Raw genomic sequence first — 16,449 nt, forward strand, 5'->3', positions numbered from 1 at the left:
TCCTCCCGCAAGAAGCGAAGCGTAAGGGGGGAGGGGGACCGCGCGCAGCGTGGTGGAGGGGGCGGATCGCGCGCAGTCTTGGCCAGTTGGACTCCGCTTCTTCTTCGACATCAGCCGCCGGTGGGACGTCCGCCCCCTCCACCGCTTCGCGGTCCCCCTCCCCCGCTGCGCGGTGGAGGATCGGACTTGCGATCGCCCTGTTCGCCTCCCCCACCCTGGCCGATCCCCAACTGGTCGAGACCGGCGTCGGCCGGTTCGCCATCTATGCCGATGTGGCCTCCATCGAACGCGAGGGCGATGTGGCGCAGATGCGGGAGCTGCAGGTGACGGAGACAGGGTTCAAGGTTGGGGACGTGGTCTATGTCGGGGGTTGGTCGCGGTGGGCGTTCGACTGTGAGGCCAAGACCGCGGATCGGGTGGACTTCGCCTCCTTGAGAGCAGACGGGACCGAGGGGCCGGCGACGACTGATCCGGCTCCGGCGTATGCTGCGGCGCCGGGCGGAGATGCAGCGGAGCTGCTGGCCATCGCTTGTGCTGACGGGCGGCCCGCGGACATCCTGACGCTGGATCAGGCCATCAGCCGGGGGCAAACGGCGCTGGCGGACTGATCGCAGCGTCGGCGGCTCTGTCGGACCCTTGCGGCCATTCGATGCGGTCGCGCGGCAGGGCCTCGCGGCAGTCGTCGCGCATGAAGGCCATCAGCTTCTCGCGGATCTCGCAGCGCAGGTCGAAGGCGACCGGGGCCGAGCGGGCGCTGGCCAGGCAGCGGACCTGAAGCACGCGTTCGGTGATGTCGGTCACCTGCATCACCTGGACGTCGCCGTCCCAGTGTTTGGACGCCTTGACGATGCCTTCGTAGGCGGTCCGCAGCCGATCGATCGGCGCCTCGTAGTCGACGTAGAAGAAGGCCACGCCGATCAGGCGGGCGTTCTCGCGCGTCCAGTTCTGGAACGGCGTGGTGATGAAATAGGACAGGGGCAGGACCATCCGGCGCCAGTCCCACAGCTTGACCACCACATAGGTCGCCGTGATCTCCTCGACATTGCCCCACTCGTTCTCGACGATGACAGCGTCGTCCAGGCGGATCGGCTGGGTCAGGGCGATCTGGATGCCGGCGACCATGTTCGTCAGGATGGGCTGAAGCGCCAGACCGGCGATGATGCCGACGACGCCGGCCGAGGCCAGCAGGCTGACGCCCCACTGGCGGAAGCCGGCGATGGTCATTAGGGCCAGGCCCACGGTGACGATGAACAGGACGACCTTGGCCACCCGCTGCAGGATGCGGGTCTGGGTCAGGTGTTTCCTGGCCAGCAGATTGTCCTCGACGGCGATATTGTACCGCTTGAGGTGCATCACCGACCACATGTCCAGCACGCCCGAGGCCAGCCAGCCCAGGGTCAGGACGAACAGGAACTGAAGGATGTTGCGGATGTCCTGGGACGGGCCGGGGTCCATGGGCGAGACGGTCACGCCGATGCCGACGCCAACGATGATGATCAGGACGCGCAGCTTGGTCCGGGCGCGCTCGACCACGCCGCGCCAGAAGACGTCCTTGTTCCTGACCACCCGGCGGAGGATGGCGAAGACGATCTTGTGCGTCAGCCAGCCGCCGCCGACGAAGACCAGCAGGACCAGGACGACGACCGCCCACTCGGGCAGCCAGTCGAACTGGCGCCACAGGGCGCGGATCTGGCGGGTGACGGCGATGATTTCGGGAGGCATGGGCTTCCTAACGCGTCAGGGCCGAGAGGGTTGAGGTCTCCTCCCTATCGCGAAGCGATGGGGAGATGGCGCGGCGCATCTTGCGACATGACGGAGGGGTTCGGACCGCATCGCAGGCGCCTGTGGGACTTCAAGAGCCCTCCACCGCTACGCGGTCCCCCTCCCCACGATGTGGGGAGGAGACATTATGGTCGCCCCGCCGTGGCCTCGACCAGGTCGGCGAGACGTTGGGCGGCGTCAGGGATGGCGACGGAGCGGGCGGCGGCGGACATGGCGGACAGGCGGGCGGGGTCTGACAGGACGGCGGTCAGGACAGCGGTGAGGCGTTCGACGGTCAGGTCGTCTTCCAGAATGACCTCGGCCGCGCCCGCATCGGTCAGGGCCTTGGCGTTCAGGCGCTGGTGGTCGTCGGTGGCGATCTTCAGTGGGATCAGGACGGACGGCAGGGCCGCCACCGCCAGTTCGGCGCAGGTCGAGGCGCCCGAGCGCCCCACCACCAGATGCGCCCTGGACAGCCGCTCGGCCATGTCGCGGAAGAAGGGGGCGACCTCGGCCTCGATCCCGGCCTCCAGATAGATCTGGCGCGCGGCCTCCAGCGTCTCGGGCCGCGACTGCTGCTGCACCTTCAGGCGACGACGCAGGGCCTCGGGCAATGCGGCCAGAGCGCGGGGCGTGGTCTCGGACAGGATGCGGGCGCCCTGGCTGCCGCCGGTCACCAGGACATGGACGGGTGCGTCGTCGGCGGGGGCGACATAGGGGCGGTCGAACAGGCCGCGAATCTCGGCCCGCACCGGCGAGCCTACGACGTGCGAGCGGCCCTGAACCTTGGCCGGCGCCCGCTCCAGCGTCGGGAAGGACGAGGCGACCTGACCGACATAGGGGGCCAGAATGCGGTTGGTGCGGCCAAGGACCGCGTTCTGCTCATGGATGACGGTCGGCCGTTGCGACGTGACGGCGGCGACCAGGGCCGGGGCGGACGGGTAGCCGCCGAAGCCCACGACCACGTCGGCGCCCAGCCGGTCGAAGGCCGTGCGCGCCTGGACCACGCCCTTGAAGATGGCGACCCCCGCCTTGATCAGGCCCAGCGGCCCCGAGCCGGTGGCCGCGTCCAGAGCCACCCGTTCCTCGGCCGGGAAGGCGTGGGCGTATTGCTCGCCCCTATGATCGGTCGCCAGCACCACCCGCCAGCCCCGCGCCGCCATCTCGCGCGCCAGGGCCTCGGCCGGGAACATATGGCCGCCGGTGCCGCCGGCGGCGACGACGCAGAGCTTGGTCATGGGGCGGGCTCCGAAAAAAGAGGGTCTGAATAGTCTGAAACGTCTGAAGTTCAGACGGTGGAGGCGTGAAAAACACCGTCTGAATAGTGCAATTCGTCTGAAATCGACGGTGGGCGAGTGGGGTCGAGGATGGGCCGGCGACAGGATCGCACGGTTTTGGGGTGTGGGCAGGAGAAAGCGGCTGGTCGGTGGTAAGGGGTTGGGATCGTTCGGGTGTTTGTTTGAGAGAAGGTCATATGTCCCCTTCTTTCGTCATCCTCCGGCAAGCCGCGCCTTCGCGGCGCAGACCGGGGGACCCAGCGGCGCCGAAGGCGATGCGTCCGCCGCGTTTTTGCAGAAAGTGGTGTCCGCGACAGGTTCGCGCTCACGCGCGCCTCTGGGTCCCCCGGTCGCTTCGCGCCGGAGGATGACGAAAGAAAATTAGAGCAACCGCCGCCGTCTTCCCGGCAGGCTGGCGCCCGGTTCATAGGCGCCGGGGCGGCGCCGCGTCAGGGCCAGGGCGAAGCCCATGGTCAGGCCCATGGCCAGCATGGACGAGCCGCCGTAGCTGATGAAGGGCAGGGTCATGCCCTTGGTCGGGATAAGGTTCAGGTTCACCGCCACATTGATGCAGGCCTGAAGCCCGATCAGCATGAACAGGCCCGCCGCCGCCGTCTGTTCGAACGGGTCGGTCAGTTTCATCGCCCGGCGCATGCCCCGGATAACGATGAAGGCGTAGAGGCCGATCATGATCAGGCTGAGGATCAGGCCGAACTCCTCGGCACCGACGGAATAGATGAAGTCGGTGTGCAGGTCGGGCACGCGGCGTTTCATCACGCCCTCGCCGATGCCACGGCCGAGCAGGCCGCCGGCGCGGATGGCTTCGGACGCGCTGTCGATCTGGTGGGTGTCGGTGGTCTCGGGCGAGAAGAAGCGGCTGAGGCGGTCGCGCATGTGACCGAAGACGAAATACAACGACACCAGCCCCGCCATGCCCGCGCTGGCCAGGACCGCCATCCATTTGAACGGCACGCCCGCCATGAAGAAGACAGCCATGAAGGTGGTGGTGATCAGCAGGGTCTGGCCGATGTCGGGCTGGATCAACAGCAGCGAGACGGTCAGGGCGTAGAAACCGAAGGCGATGGTGACGCCGGGAACCCCCTGCCCCTTCTGCGCCTCGGCGAACATCCAGGCGGCGAAGACGATCAGGCCAGGCTTGGCGAACTCGGACGGTTGCAGGCTGAACGGGCCGAAATTCACCCAGCGGGCGGCCCCCTTCACCGTGTCGCCGATGAACGGCAGGGCCATCATCACCAGGATGGCGCCGAACAGGGCCATGACCGCGATGCGGCGCACCCCGCGCGGCGACAGCAGGGAGCTGGTCAGCATCAGGCTGAGGCCGACGCCCGAGAAGACCATCATGCGCCAGGAATAGTGGAAGGGGTCGGTGATCGATTCATCGGCTAAAATGGCGGCCGGGCTGGAGGCGAAGCTGAGCGCCACGCCAAGCCCCATGAGCGCCAGCGCCGCGCCCAGAAGGCCGCGATCCACGGTCCAGAACCACTGGGCGACGTGGCTCTGGTCGTTGCGCGAGAAGGCGGGGGTGTAGGGGGCGCTCATGACGCGGTTTCCGGGACGGCCCCGAGGGCCAGGACGGCGGCGCGGAAGGCTTCGCCCCGCGCCTCGAAGTCGGGATACTGGTCGAAACTGGCGCAGGCCGGGGACAGGAGGACGATCTGTTCTCCGCCGGCTGCGGCCGCATCGGCGGCGGCTGTGGCCACGGCGGCGTCCAGTGTTTTTGCGATGACGTGGGGCGTGTCGGCCAGGGTGGCGGCGAAGGCGGCGGCCGCGTCGCCGATCAGATAGGCCTTGGCCACATGGGGAAAGAGGTCGGCCAGGTCGTCGATGCCGCCGGCCTTGGGCATGCCGCCCGCGATCCAGAAGACGGAGGGATAGGAGGACAGGGCCTGACGCGCGGCGTCAGCGTTGGTGGCCTTGGAATCGTTGATGAAGCGGACCGGGCCGATATGGCCGACGGCCTCCATGCGGTGCGCCAGGCCGGGGAAGGACAGCAGTCCGGCGACGGCGGCGTCGTGGGCGACGCCCAGGGCGCGGGCGGTCGCATAGGCGAAGGCGGCGTTCTGGGCGTTGTGACGGCCCGGCAGCGAGCGAGCGGCGGAGAGGTCGGCGAGGGTCGCCCCTTGTGACTCTATGAGACCTGATCGGACTTCAATTCCGCTCATCCCGGCGAAAGCCGGGACCCAGTCCTTTGGGATTTCCAGCGGTGGAGATGCAGCAGGACGTTGATCCCCCGCAACGTGTCCTGACGAAAGCACTGGGTCCCGGCTTTCGCCGGGATGAGCGGAAGAAGAAATGGTCAGAACGCGCGACGTCAGACCACGCGCGATCCCCTGCCCCCAGCTTTCATCCACGCCGACCAGGGCCACCGAGTCCGGTCCCTGGGCCGCGAAGATCCGCGCCTTGGCCGCGACATAGCCCTGCATCCCGCCGTGCCGGTCCAGATGGTCGGGCGAGACGTTGGTCAGAATGGCGACATCGGGAGCGAAGGTCGTGGTCAGGTCCAGCTGATAGCTGGAGACCTCGATCACATAGACGGCTTCGGGCGTCGGGGCCGGCAGCGCCAGGACGCCGATGCCGATGTTGCCGCCGACATGGACCGTCAGGCCTGCCGACTTCAGCACCCAGCCGATCAGGGCGGTGGTCGTGGACTTGCCGTTGGTGCCGGTGATGGCGACGACTTTCGGCCGCTGCCCCTGCGGCAAGGCGGCCAGGGCGCGGGCGAACAGTTCGACGTCGCCGATGACGGGCACGCCGGCCTCGCGCGCCTTGTCGACGCTCCAGTGCGGACGCGGATGGGTCAGGGGCGCGCCGGGCGACAGGACGAGGGCTGCGAAGCCCGACCAGTCGGCCGTGGTCAGATCTTCGACCGCGAACCCTTCGCCTTCGGCCTGCGTTCGGCCCGAGACGCCGTCGTCCCACAGGATGGGGATCGCCCCCCCGGCCTGGAGCGCGCGCGCGGCGGTGATCCCCGACCGACCCAGGCCGAAGACCGCGACCCGCCTGCCCTCAAAGCCGGGAACGGGGATCATCCCTGAACTCCGTCATCCTCGGGCTTGACCCGAGGATCGGATGGTCCGCCGCACAGACGAACGATCAGGCGCACAGCCCAACCAGCGCCCGATCCTCGGGTCGAGCCCGAGGATGACGATCTGTGGGGGCTGCTCAACGCAGCTTCAGCGTGGACAGGCCCAGCAGGGCCAGGGCGCCGGCGATGATCCAGAAGCGGATGACGACGGTGGACTCCGGCCAGCCCATCTTCTCGAAATGGTGGTGGACCGGCGCCATCAGGAAGATGCGTTTCTTGGTCAGCTTGTAATAGCCGACCTGGATCATGACCGAGGCGGCCTCGGCGACGAACAGGCCGCCGACGATGCCCAGCACCAGCTCGTGCTTGGTGGTGACGGCGATGGCGCCAAGCGCGCCGCCCAGGGCCAGCGAGCCGGTGTCGCCCATGAAGATCTTGGCCGGAGGGGCGTTGTACCAGAGGAAGCCCGCGCCCCCGCCGATCATGGCCGCGCAGAAGATGGCCAGTTCGCCCGCGCCGGGGACGTGGTGGACTTGAAGATACTGGGCGAAGACGAAGTTGCCGGCGAGGTAGGAGATCACGCCGAACGCGCCCGCCGCCATCATCACCGGCACGGTGGCCAGGCCGTCCAGCCCGTCGGTCAGGTTCACCGCATTGGAGAAGCCGACGATGGTGAAGGCCGCGAACGCCACATAGAACCAGCCGATGTTCAGCAGCACGGCCTTGAAGAACGGAAACGCGATCGAGGTCTCAAGCCCCGGCGAGGTCGGCGACACCGTCATCCACAGCACCGTCAGGACGCCCGCGACCACGGCGACGACCGTCTGGGCCAGCAGTTTCTGTTTGGAGGTCAGGCCGGCCGAGGTCTGTTTGGTCACCTTGGCGTAGTCGTCGATGAAGCCCAGCACGCCGAAGGCCGCCGTCACGAAGCTGACGATCCAGATGTAGGGATTGGTCAGGTCGCCCCACAGGAAGACCGCCACGCCGATGCCGGCCAGGATCATCAGCCCGCCCATGGTGGGGGTGCCGACCTTGGACAGGTGCGAAACGGGACCGTCGTCGCGGATCGGCTGGCCCCGGCCCTGTTTGGTGCGGATCCAGTTGATGAAGCGGCTGCCCATGGCGACGGCGACGATCATGGCCGTGGCCATGGCCAGGGCGACGCGCACCGTCTGGTACTGGACCAGGTTCAGCAGCGGATACTGGTGCGCCACGTCGGCGTAATAGAGATACAGCAGATAGAACATTCTCGTTCCCTATCGCGTCGCGGGCGGCGTGTCGCGGCCTTGAAGATCGGCCAGCGCCTTGGCCACCAGCGAGGCCTTGGACCCGTTCGAGCCCTTGACCATGACGACGTCACCGGGCGCGACCAAAAGCGCCGCCTCGGCCGCCAATTCGGCCGCCGTCGAGCGCCAGACGCCGCGTCGCGAGGCCGGCAGGGCGTCATACAGCCAGCGCATCTCGGGACCGGCGGCGTGGACCAGGTCCAGCCCGGCGGCGTCGATGGGGCCGGCCAGGCCTTCATGCAGATCGCGGCTCTGGTCGCCCAGTTCCAGCATGTCGGTCAGCACCACGACGCGGCGGCGCGACGTGGTCCGCGCGCCGAGGGTCTTGAACCCGGCGGCCATCGACAGCGGATTGGCGTTGTAGCTTTCGTCGATCAGGGTGAAGTCGCCGCCCGGCGTGGTGACCGTGCGGGTCTGGCCCCGTCCCGCCAGAGGCTGGAACCCGGCGAGGGCTTCCAGCCCCGTGTCCAGCGTCACATCCAGCGCGTCGAGCATCAACAGGACGCACAGACTGTTCAGGCCCCAGTGGGCGCCGGACTGGGCCAGGCGATAGTCGATCCGCTGCCCGAACAGTTCGGCGGCGACGGAGGCGCCCTCCGCGTCCGAACGGAAGTCCAGCAGGCGGGCGTCATGACCGGCGTCCGAGCCGAAGGTCAGCAGGCGCGCGCCGACGGCCTGGGCCGCGTCGCGCAGCACGTCGGAGAAGGCCACGTCGCCGTTCGCCACGGCCGCGCCGCCGGGAACCAGGCCCTGGAAGATGGAGGCTTTTTCGCGCGCGACCCCGGCCTCGCCATCGGCGAAAGCCTCGATATGGACCGTGCCGACGGTGGTGACGCAGGCGGCGTGGGGGGCGACGAAGCGCGACAGGGGCGCGATCTCGCCCGGCGCATTCATGCCGATCTCGAACACCGCACGCTGGCTCTCGACCGGCATCCGGGCCAGGGTCAGCGGCACGCCGATGTGGTTGTTGTAGCTCTTGATCGAGCCGTGGGCGGGACCGGCGAGATCGAGGCCGGCCTTGATGGCCTGGGTGACGCTGGTCTTGCCGACGCTGCCGGTGACGGCGCCGCGCTTCACATGGGGCGCGCGTTCGCGAGCGGCGACGCCCAGGGCTTCCAGGCCGTGCAATGTGTCGGGGACGACGACGAAGGGGCCGCCCTCGACCGGATGTTCGACCAGGGCGGTCGCGGCGCCGGCGGCGAAGGCGTCGCCTGCGAACTCATGCCCGTCGCGCGCGCCTTTCAGCGCCAGGAACAGGTCGCCGGGGACGATCTCGCGGCTGTTGTAGGTGACGCCCCTGATGGGGCGGTCGTCGCCATGCAGCACGCCGCCCGTGGCGGCGGCGACTTCGGCGGCCGTCCAGAGCGGGCGGGCGGATGTATCAGGCATTCAAAGACAGGGCCTCGGACGCGACGGTGGCGTCGTCGAAAGGGTGGGTCACGCCCGCGACGATCTGACCCTGTTCATGCCCTTTTCCGGCGATGACCACCACATCCCCGTCGCGCATCATTTCGACGGCCGCCTCGATGGCGGCGCGACGGTCGCCGATCTCGATGGCTTCGGCGCAGCCGGCGCGGACCTGGGCGCGGATGGCGGCAGGGTCTTCCGAACGCGGATTGTCGTCGGTGACGATGGCGACGTCGGCTAACCGCTCGGCGATGGCGCCCATCAGGGGCCGCTTGCCGCGATCCCGGTCGCCGCCGGCGCCGAAGACGACGATCAGACGGCCGGTGGCATGGGGGCGCAGCGCGTTCAGCACCGTCTCCAGCCCGTCGGGGGTGTGGGCGTAGTCGACATAGACCTCGCCGCCGCGTCCGGTGTCATTGGCGCCGATGCGTTGCAGGCGGCCCTGAGCGCCCGTCAGGCCTTCCAGAGCGCCGATCACGGCGTCGGCGGGATCGCCGGCCGCGATGCAGAGGCCCGCCGCCACCAGGGCGTTGGAGGCCTGGAAGGCGCCGGCGAGCGGCAGCAGAATCTCATGCACCTGGCCACGCACGTCCAGGGTCAGGCGCTGACCCTCAGGCGTCGCGCGACGACCGATCAGAGCCAGGTCGCGGCCACGCTCGCCCACGCCCATCACGCCCAGGCCCGCCATGATCGAGGCCGAGGCGAAGGCGGAATAGGCGTCGGAATCGGCGTTCAGAACGGCGGTGCGGCCGCGCGGCAGCAAGGTCTCGAACAGGCGCATCTTGGCGGCGCGATAGTCCTCCATCGTGCCGTGATAATCGAGGTGGTCCTGGGTCAGGTTGGTGAAGGCGGCGGCCTTCAGCGCCACCCCGTCCAGCCGGCGTTGGTCGATGCCGTGCGACGAAGCCTCCAGCGCGACGTGGGTCACGTCCTTGGCGGCCAGCTCGGCCATCAGACGCGCGGCCTCGGCGGCGTCGGGGCTGGTCAGGCCGGGGCCGGTCAGGGCGTAGGTCTTGTCGCCCTTCTGGCCGATGACGCCCAGGGTGCCCATGCTGGCGGACTTGTGGCCCACGCCGGCCCAGATCTGGCGGCAGAAGGTGGCGACCGAGGTCTTGCCGTTGGTGCCGGTGACGGCGACGCAGGTCTTGGGTTGGACGCCGTAGAAGCCGCGCGCGGCGATGGCGTAGGCCCGGCGCACGTCGCCTGAGGTGACCAGGACCGGCGCTGCGCCGTCCGGCGTATCGGTCGGGGCCAGGACCGCCGCCGCGCCCTGGGCCAAGGCTTGCGGGATGAAGGCGCGGCCGTCGGCGGCTGTGCCCGGCAGAGCGACGAACAGGGCGCCGGGGGCGACCTTGCGGCTGTCGGCGGTCACGCCGGTGATGATGGGGTCCGAGGACACGTCGCGGCGCAGCAGGTCGGACAGGTGAAGGGCGCTCACAGGCCGTCCCCCGCCACGTCCTGATATTCCGGGACTTTTTCGCCCAAGGCCGTGCGCCAGCGATCCTCGCGGCGTTCGACGCCCAGGAAGCCGGCGATGCGGTCGGCGATGTTCTTCACGGCCGGCGCGGCGACATAGGCGCCGGTCTTGGGATAGGCGCCCGGCTCATCCATCACGATCAGGATGGCGTAGCGTTTGCCGTTCAGCGGGCCATCGACGGGGAAGACCGCCGCGAAGGAGCCCAGGGCGTGGCTGGGGTCGTAGCGACCGTTGACCAGCTTGTTGGCGGAACCTGTCTTGCCCCCGACCCGCAGGCCCGGCGCATCGGCGAACCCGCCCGAACCCTTTACCACATTGCGACGCAGCAGATCCAGGATGGTGCGCGAGGTTTCCTCGGTGACGACCTGCTGGGGCTGGGCGCCGCGCGCACCGCCTTTGCGCAGGGACAGCGGGATCATGCGCCCGCCATTGGTCAGGGCGCCCATGGCCTGAACCATCTGGGCCGGGGTGATCATGATGCCGTAACCGAAGGACAGGGACGCCAGGGTCGAGTTGTCCCAGCGACGCGGCACGACGGGCTTGGCCGATTCCTTCAGCTCGATGGTCGAAGCGTCCAGCAGGCCCAGGCGGCGGAAATAATCCCGCATCGTGTCCGGCCCCATCTGCACCGCCAGTTGCGAGGTGCCGATGTTGGACGAGTGCAGATAGACCTCCTCCAACGTCATCACGCGGTTCTGGGCGTGGAAGTCCTTGATCTTGCGGTCGCCGATCTGGAAGGCCTGGGACGCGTCGAACAGGGTGTTCATGTCGGCGCGGCCGGTATCGAGACCGGCGGCGACGGTGAAGGTCTTGAACACCGAACCCATCTCGTAGTGACCCGAGACGGCGCGGTTCAACGTCGCGCCGTCGGGCGCGGCATTACGGTTTGACGAGTTGAAGGTCGGCCAGCTGGCCATGCCCAAAACTTCGCCGGTCTGAACATCGGTGACGATGCCGACAGCGCCCTTGGCCTGGGCCTTGATGGCGGCGGCGGCCAGTTCGTTTTCCAGCACGCCCTGGACGCGCAGGTCGATGGACAGGGGGAAGCTCTCGCCCCGCTGGCCCGCTGCGCGGATTTCGTCGTTGAAGGCCAGCTCGGCGCCGGACACGCCCCGCCCGCCCGTGTCGGCGTCGCCGATCAGGTGAACCGCCGAGGTTCCCAGCGGATAGGCGCGGCGGTCCTCGGGTTCGAACGTCACTCCGCCTAGGGCCAGGTCGTGGACGGCGGCCTTTTCCTGGGGCGTCAGGCCGGTCAGGGCGATCAGCCGGCGCTCGCCGCCCAGCACGCGCTTCAGCCGTTCGGCGGAAATGCGCGGCAGGGCGCGGCGAAGCTGGCGATAGGCCAGGTCGCGGTCCCAGATCTGGGCCGGGTCGATATAGAGGCCGTAGTGGACGATGTTGGTGGCCAGCAGTTCGCCGTTGCGATCCGTCAGGTCGCCGCGCACCAGAGCGTTCGGATTGACGCCCGAGCCGCGCCCGTTCGCCTCTGCGAACAAGGCCTTGTACGAGGCGCCGACGGCCAGGGCGCCGAAGACGCAGGAAAAGACGATCAGGATCAGGAAGATGCGAACCCGCGTATCTTCTTCCGGCCGGGCGTCAGCGCGGGCGCGTTCGAAGCCATGCTCCAGACGCCAGACGGTTTCCGACAGCCAACGCCAGAAGGGCGACAGCCGACCCTGAAGATCGACGCCAGGCGCGGGGCGGTGATAGCGGTGGTCCTGAACGCTCATCGCACCGCCTCCGGCGCGGTGGCGGCGTCGTCAGCGACGGCGGCGGCGACGGTGGGGGCCGCGGCTGCAGTCGCAGGTTTGGCGGCAGCCGGGGAGGGCTTCAGCTCAGTCAGCTGGGCTTCCTTGGCCTGACGATGCACGTCCACCGGGGCCATGCCGATCTGGCGCGACAGGCTTTCCAGCCGTGCAGGTTGTTCCAGGCGGGCGACCTCGGCGCGCAGCAGGCGGACCCGCTGGCCGTTCTCGCGGATGTCCTGCTCCAGCTGGGCGATGCGGCTGCTCTCGCGCGCCGCCGCCGCCTTGGCCGCATAGACCGACACGATCATGATCGCGACCAGGGCCACGCCGATGATCTCGATCCAGCGCACGCCGCGCACCTTCCAGTCGAACAGGCGCTGAAGGGCGGTGCGGGAATAGGTGAAGAAGGGCGCCGTGGTCATGCCGCTGCTCCCCCGCCGATCTTGCCCCAGGCCGGGGCGTCGGTGCGAACGGCGGCGCGCAGCTTGGCCGAACGGGCGCGAGGATTGGTCGACCGCTCTTCGTCGCCCGCCTCGCGCGCGCCCTTGAACTGAAGCGTGAAGCTGGGCTTGCGCGGATCGACGGCCATGGGGGCGTGACGCGAGCCGGCGGGGCTGTTGCCCGTGCGCTCGGTCATGAAGGCCTTGACGATCCGGTCCTCCAGCGAATGGAAGGTGACGACGGCGAGACGCCCGCCGGGCGCCAGGGTCGCCTCGGCGGCTTCGAGACCGCGCTCCAGCTCGCCCAGTTCGTCGTTCACCGCGATCCGCAGGGCCTGGAAGACCCGCGTCGCCGGATGGATCGGCGCGCCACGACGGCCGCCCAGGGCCTTTTCGACGATTTCGGCCAGATCCAGGGTGCGGGTGAAGGGCTGCTCGACGCGGCGGCGCAGGATGGCGGTGGCGACGCGGCCCGACTGACGCTCTTCGCCATACAGTTTGAAGATATGGGCCAGTGGGCCGTGGTCCCAGGTGTTGACGATGTCGGCGGCGGTGGCCCCATCGTCTGACATCCGCATGTCCAGCGGCCCGTCGCGCATGAAGGAGAAGCCGCGCTCGGCCTGGTCCAGTTGCATGGACGAGACGCCGATGTCGAAAACGGCGCCGTCCAGCTTCGCCTTGCCGCTGTCGGCGAAAGCGCTGGCCAGACCCGAGAAGGGGGTGCGGATCAGCTGGAACTGACCGGGGAAGTCGTTGGCGACGGCGTCGGCGTGGGGCTGGACCGTCGGGTCGCGATCCAGGCCGATGACCTGGGCGCCCGTCTTAAGGATGGCGCGGGTATAGCCGCCGGCGCCGAAGGTGGCGTCGATCACGACATCGCCGGGCGCGGGCGCCAGGGCCTCGATCACCTCGGCCAGCAGGACGGGGGCATGGGGGGCATTGGTGGAGGCGCCGGTCACGACCCGCCCCCCGCCAGCTTCATCTGGGCCGCCAGTTTCAGGGCGCCGATCTGGGCCATGCCGGCCTTGGCCAAGGCGCGCTGCTCGGCGCGGCGGGCCGCCCACTTCTCGCGCGACCAGATCTGGAAACGGTCGTTCAGGCCGACGATGACGACCGTGTCGTCCAGGCCCGCTTCGTTGCACAGGGCTTCGGGCAGGGTGATGCGGCCGCCGGAATCATAGGCCAGGCGCACCTGCTCGCCCATCACCTGCCACTCCAGCGCCGAACGTTCCTCAGAGCCGAACGGCAGGGCCTCGATCATTTCGGCATAGACGGCGAACAGGCGGTCCCCTCCCGCTTCGAGGCAGTCCGCTTCGATGGAGGGAAAGATGAAGACGCCGCCCGCCGCGCCGTTTTCGGTCGTGCGGAAATCGTTGGGGATGAGGAGACGGCGCTTGCCGTCCAGCTGCTTCTCGTAGGTCGAGAGAAACACGCCCTGTCCAATCGAGCCTTTCGGCCCGTCCCTAGATGCCCTGACGAACGCCCGCCGCGCCCGCCTCTCAGCCCCAAATCATGAAACTGGGATAGCATGGGATCAGATGGGCCTCAATGGGATCGAAGCCAAGATTTAACCATGTTTTGACGTGTGACGACTTAAGCACGGTCGAACAGTCGGAACATACACGGAACAGAAGAAGTATTCACAGGCTGTGAAGCGTTCTAACCTTCCTTGAACAGACAATAGGTTAACGGCCGCAAACCTGCGGGACCGCTGCCAGAACGCTGAAATGCGGGGATAATCCGAGCTCGGACCAAGGCGACGCGCGAACCACCGCAGCATCGTCGGGCGGGAAACCCCACCCAACGGCCTCAAGCAGCGAGAAGCGCGATAGGCCAAAGAAAAATATGCCAGACGGCCTGTAAGCCGGGTTTTGTTCCGCTCCGAGGCCGAAGCCTGGATCGGCGACGATCATTCCTCTGGACCGTCCATTGCTGAACGGTTCTCGCGACCTACCCGGACATCTGAGGCGGTGAGCCCCGCGAGGCGAACCCCGCGCGATGTCCCTATTTGGTCTTGCTCCAGGCGGGGCTTGCCATGCCGTCCCTGTTGCCAGGCACGCGGTGGGCTCTTACCCCACCCTTTCACCCTTACCGGCCTCGCAAGGCCGGAGGTTTGCTTTCTGTGGCGCTATCCCTCGGGTCGCCCCGGGCGGAAGTTATCCGCCGCCTTTTCACCGTGGAGCCCGGACTTTCCTCGACGGACGCAAAGTCCGCCGCGACCGCCCAGCCGTCTGGCGCGCGCTAGATGCGCCGCCGCGCCGCTGAGGTCAACCAACGGATGCGTCGGCACGGGAAATGGGCTATGATCCACGCATGGCCGAACCCGCCTCCAACATCGTCAATCACGAAAGCCCGGAGCAGCGTGAGAGCCGCTTGACTTGGGAGCGCGCGCGGATCGCCGAAGCCGACGCGGACATCACCGCCGGGCGCGTCATTTCCGGCGATGAAGCCCTGGAGTGGCTGGATCGCTGGGCGGCCGGAGAAGACCTCGAAGAACCCAGCCTCAGCTGAATGAGCGGCCATTATCAGGTCATTTTCACCGCTCGGGCGCGCGTTGATCTGCTCGCGGTGCGGCGTTGGCAGTATCAGCCCGGCAGCGGCCTGAAGGCACGCTTGCGATCCGCCCGCATCACGCGCGCCATCGTCGAACTACAGTTCACGCCGTTTCGGTGGCCCGAGGGCGACGTCTCAGGCGTCCGAGAGCGCCCGGTCGAGGGCCATCGCATCCTGTATCGGATCGACGACGAGGACCGCACCATTTCGATTATCCGCGTCTTCGGCCCCTTCCAGGACCGCGCGGACCTCTAGTTCAGCACGCCCGTGACGCTCTCGGCGCTGGCGAGTTGGAGCAGGCCGACCAGGCGGGCGCGGGTTTCGCCGTCGGCAACGCCGTCGACGCGGGCCGGGCGCCAGTGGCGCTGGAAGGCGCGGACGGCGGTTTCGGTCTCGGCGTCATAGTCGCCGCCGGGTTTCAGCCCATAGCCCAGACGGTGCAGGCCCGCGCGCAGGACCATGGCGCCGACGCCCTGATCGCCCTTTTGCAGCAGGCCGCCCAGGGCCTGGATGCGTTCGGGGGCCGGTTCGAACCACAGGCCATGGCCAGCCTCGGCCAGTTGCTTCCAGGGGAAGAGTTCGCCGGGGTCTTCCTTGCGGTCCGGCGCCAGGTCCGAATGGGCGATGATGCGGTTGTCGGGGATGGACCAGCGACTGCGGATGTCGCCGATCAGGGCGATGAGCGCCGCGACCTGGACCTCGGGAAAGGCGCGATAGCCGAACTCGTGGCCCGGATTGACTATCTCTATGCCGATGGAGGCGGCGTTGCAGTCGTCCTCGCCCTGCCAGACGCCGCGACCTGCGTGCCAGGCGCGACGTTCTTCGGGGACCAGTTGGAAGATGCGGCCGTCTTCCTCGACCAGATAGTGGGCCGAGACCTTGGCGTCGGGGTCGCGCAGACGCGCCAAGGCGGCCTCGCCCGTCTGCATGCCCGTATAGTGCAGCACCAGCATGTCGGGCGGCGCACGACGCGCGTCGAAGTTGGGCGAAGGCGCGTCGATATAGGCGGTCATGGCAGGCGCCCGGTCAGCGGCCGTTGCGTTCCCAGCCATAGGCGACCCAGGCGCCGTCCACCTTGTGCGCCTCGATCAGGTCCGGATCGCCGTTGCGGCGACGCGGCGCCATGTTGCGGCGGGTCCGCATGACCAGTCCGACCAGGAAGACCAGCACGCCTGCTATCAAGGCGATCACGGCCACCGCTGCGGCAGTGACGACGGCCAGCACCGCGCCGACGGCCATGGCGCAGACGGCGGCGATCATGCCGGCGACCCACATGACGGAGGCCACGAGGCCGTTGGGACGGCGGCGCGCGGTGAAACCGATGGTGGCGAGACGTTCAGTCTGGAACATGGATCATCCTTTCGGGCGATCCGGGGAACGCCTGACATGCAATGTCGGTCCATCGGGGCCTGCGGTCAATGGACCGCGACGCACGGTCGCGTGTGTCGCGGTCC

The 16,449-nt window shown here is 68.4% G+C and carries 16 protein-coding genes and 1 other RNA gene; 3 read left to right on the plus strand and 14 right to left on the minus strand.

The window, feature by feature from the left end:
* Positions 1 to 86: 86 nt before the first annotated feature.
* A complete protein-coding gene (locus tag ACZZZD_RS06685; protein ID WP_463433785.1) occupies positions 87 to 608 on the plus strand; it encodes a surface-adhesin E family protein in 522 nt (173 codons plus the stop codon).
* On the opposite strand, the gene ACZZZD_RS06690 is transcribed toward ACZZZD_RS06685, so the two are convergent.
* The 12 genes from ACZZZD_RS06690 to rnpB form a co-directional block, all read right to left on the minus strand.
* A complete protein-coding gene (locus tag ACZZZD_RS06690) occupies positions 577 to 1,722 on the minus strand; it encodes a mechanosensitive ion channel family protein (protein WP_463433787.1) in 1,146 nt (381 codons plus the stop codon). The genes ACZZZD_RS06685 and ACZZZD_RS06690 overlap by 32 nt on opposite strands.
* Positions 1,723 to 1,907: 185 nt before the next feature.
* Positions 1,908 to 2,999 carry an undecaprenyldiphospho-muramoylpentapeptide beta-N-acetylglucosaminyltransferase gene (gene murG, locus ACZZZD_RS06695; RefSeq protein ID WP_463433789.1) on the minus strand — a complete coding sequence of 364 codons (1,092 nt, stop codon included), beginning with the start codon at positions 2,997 to 2,999 and terminating at the stop codon, positions 1,908 to 1,910.
* 420 nt (positions 3,000 to 3,419) lie between these two features.
* Positions 3,420 to 4,598 (minus strand): FtsW/RodA/SpoVE family cell cycle protein, encoded by a 1,179-nt coding sequence (locus ACZZZD_RS06700; RefSeq protein WP_463433791.1) that lies wholly within the window; start codon positions 4,596 to 4,598, stop codon positions 3,420 to 3,422.
* Positions 4,595 to 6,088 carry a UDP-N-acetylmuramoyl-L-alanine--D-glutamate ligase gene (gene murD, locus ACZZZD_RS06705; protein WP_463433793.1) on the minus strand — a complete coding sequence of 498 codons (1,494 nt, stop codon included), beginning with the start codon at positions 6,086 to 6,088 and terminating at the stop codon, positions 4,595 to 4,597. The genes ACZZZD_RS06700 and murD overlap by 4 nt, the downstream gene beginning before the upstream one ends.
* 133 nt (positions 6,089 to 6,221) lie before the next feature.
* On the minus strand, positions 6,222 to 7,331 hold the full coding sequence (mraY, locus tag ACZZZD_RS06710; protein WP_159849636.1) for a phospho-N-acetylmuramoyl-pentapeptide-transferase: 1,110 nt from the start codon (positions 7,329 to 7,331) through the stop codon (positions 6,222 to 6,224).
* A 9-nt stretch (positions 7,332 to 7,340) separates the two neighbouring features.
* Positions 7,341 to 8,759, minus strand: a complete 1,419-nt coding sequence (locus tag ACZZZD_RS06715) for a UDP-N-acetylmuramoyl-tripeptide--D-alanyl-D-alanine ligase (protein ID WP_463433796.1) — start codon at positions 8,757 to 8,759, stop codon at positions 7,341 to 7,343.
* Positions 8,752 to 10,215 carry a UDP-N-acetylmuramoyl-L-alanyl-D-glutamate--2,6-diaminopimelate ligase gene (locus tag ACZZZD_RS06720; protein ID WP_463433798.1) on the minus strand — a complete coding sequence of 488 codons (1,464 nt, stop codon included), beginning with the start codon at positions 10,213 to 10,215 and terminating at the stop codon, positions 8,752 to 8,754. Before ACZZZD_RS06720 ends, ACZZZD_RS06715 begins: the two co-directional genes overlap by 8 nt.
* Positions 10,212 to 11,984 (minus strand): peptidoglycan D,D-transpeptidase FtsI family protein, encoded by a 1,773-nt coding sequence (locus tag ACZZZD_RS06725; RefSeq protein ID WP_463433800.1) that lies wholly within the window; start codon positions 11,982 to 11,984, stop codon positions 10,212 to 10,214. The genes ACZZZD_RS06720 and ACZZZD_RS06725 overlap by 4 nt, the downstream gene beginning before the upstream one ends.
* On the minus strand, positions 11,981 to 12,424 hold the full coding sequence (ftsL, locus tag ACZZZD_RS06730) for a cell division protein FtsL (RefSeq protein WP_463433802.1): 444 nt from the start codon (positions 12,422 to 12,424) through the stop codon (positions 11,981 to 11,983). Before ftsL ends, ACZZZD_RS06725 begins: the two co-directional genes overlap by 4 nt.
* Positions 12,421 to 13,401, minus strand: coding sequence for a 16S rRNA (cytosine(1402)-N(4))-methyltransferase RsmH (gene rsmH, locus ACZZZD_RS06735; RefSeq protein WP_463433804.1), 981 nt, complete (start codon positions 13,399 to 13,401; stop codon positions 12,421 to 12,423). Before rsmH ends, ftsL begins: the two co-directional genes overlap by 4 nt.
* A complete protein-coding gene (locus ACZZZD_RS06740; protein WP_159849624.1) occupies positions 13,398 to 13,874 on the minus strand; it encodes a division/cell wall cluster transcriptional repressor MraZ in 477 nt (158 codons plus the stop codon). Before ACZZZD_RS06740 ends, rsmH begins: the two co-directional genes overlap by 4 nt.
* Positions 13,875 to 14,286: 412 nt before the next feature.
* Positions 14,287 to 14,677, minus strand: an RNA gene (gene rnpB / locus ACZZZD_RS06745) — RNase P RNA component class A.
* A 78-nt stretch (positions 14,678 to 14,755) separates the two neighbouring features.
* Between rnpB and ACZZZD_RS06750 the strand changes: the two genes are divergently transcribed.
* Together ACZZZD_RS06750 and ACZZZD_RS06755 are read left to right on the plus strand one after the other, a co-directional pair.
* Positions 14,756 to 14,953: a hypothetical protein gene (locus tag ACZZZD_RS06750; RefSeq protein WP_463433807.1), complete on the plus strand. Its 198-nt coding sequence runs from the start codon at positions 14,756 to 14,758 to the stop codon at positions 14,951 to 14,953.
* Complete coding sequence (locus tag ACZZZD_RS06755; protein WP_463433808.1) at positions 14,954 to 15,250, plus strand: type II toxin-antitoxin system RelE/ParE family toxin; 297 nt, start codon at positions 14,954 to 14,956, stop codon at positions 15,248 to 15,250.
* Here ACZZZD_RS06755 and ACZZZD_RS06760 read toward each other — a convergent pair.
* Both ACZZZD_RS06760 and ACZZZD_RS06765 read right to left on the minus strand, forming a co-directional pair.
* On the minus strand, positions 15,247 to 16,008 hold the full coding sequence (locus ACZZZD_RS06760) for an N-acetylmuramoyl-L-alanine amidase (protein WP_463433809.1): 762 nt from the start codon (positions 16,006 to 16,008) through the stop codon (positions 15,247 to 15,249). The two genes, ACZZZD_RS06755 and ACZZZD_RS06760, sit on opposite strands and share 4 nt — an antisense overlap.
* Before the next feature lie 13 nt (positions 16,009 to 16,021).
* The gene (locus ACZZZD_RS06765; RefSeq protein WP_463433810.1) at positions 16,022 to 16,345 is read right to left on the minus strand and encodes a hypothetical protein; all 324 of its coding nucleotides are present in this window, start codon (positions 16,343 to 16,345) and stop codon (positions 16,022 to 16,024) included.
* Positions 16,346 to 16,449 lie beyond the last annotated feature (104 nt).

The sequence above is a fragment of the Brevundimonas sp. AC546 genome (genome assembly GCF_979258305.1).

Bases quoted from the DNA above. Each gene is read 5' to 3' on its own strand.
- ACZZZD_RS06690 (WP_463433787.1), bottom strand. From the start codon at position 1,722: ATGCCTCCCGAAATCATCGCCGTCACCCGCCAGATCCGCGCCCTGTGG.
- murG (WP_463433789.1), bottom strand. From the start codon at position 2,999: ATGACCAAGCTCTGCGTCGTCGCCGCCGGCGGCACCGGCGGCCATATG.
- ACZZZD_RS06700 (WP_463433791.1), bottom strand. From the start codon at position 4,598: ATGAGCGCCCCCTACACCCCCGCCTTCTCGCGCAACGACCAGAGCCAC.
- murD (WP_463433793.1), bottom strand. From the start codon at position 6,088: ATGATCCCCGTTCCCGGCTTTGAGGGCAGGCGGGTCGCGGTCTTCGGC.
- mraY (WP_159849636.1), bottom strand. From the start codon at position 7,331: ATGTTCTATCTGCTGTATCTCTATTACGCCGACGTGGCGCACCAGTAT.
- ACZZZD_RS06715 (WP_463433796.1), bottom strand. From the start codon at position 8,759: ATGCCTGATACATCCGCCCGCCCGCTCTGGACGGCCGCCGAAGTCGCC.
- ACZZZD_RS06725 (WP_463433800.1), bottom strand. From the start codon at position 11,984: ATGAGCGTTCAGGACCACCGCTATCACCGCCCCGCGCCTGGCGTCGAT.
- ftsL (WP_463433802.1), bottom strand. From the start codon at position 12,424: ATGACCACGGCGCCCTTCTTCACCTATTCCCGCACCGCCCTTCAGCGC.
- ACZZZD_RS06750 (WP_463433807.1), top strand. From the start codon at position 14,756: ATGGCCGAACCCGCCTCCAACATCGTCAATCACGAAAGCCCGGAGCAG.
- ACZZZD_RS06755 (WP_463433808.1), top strand. From the start codon at position 14,954: ATGAGCGGCCATTATCAGGTCATTTTCACCGCTCGGGCGCGCGTTGAT.
- ACZZZD_RS06760 (WP_463433809.1), bottom strand. From the start codon at position 16,008: ATGACCGCCTATATCGACGCGCCTTCGCCCAACTTCGACGCGCGTCGT.
- ACZZZD_RS06765 (WP_463433810.1), bottom strand. From the start codon at position 16,345: ATGTTCCAGACTGAACGTCTCGCCACCATCGGTTTCACCGCGCGCCGC.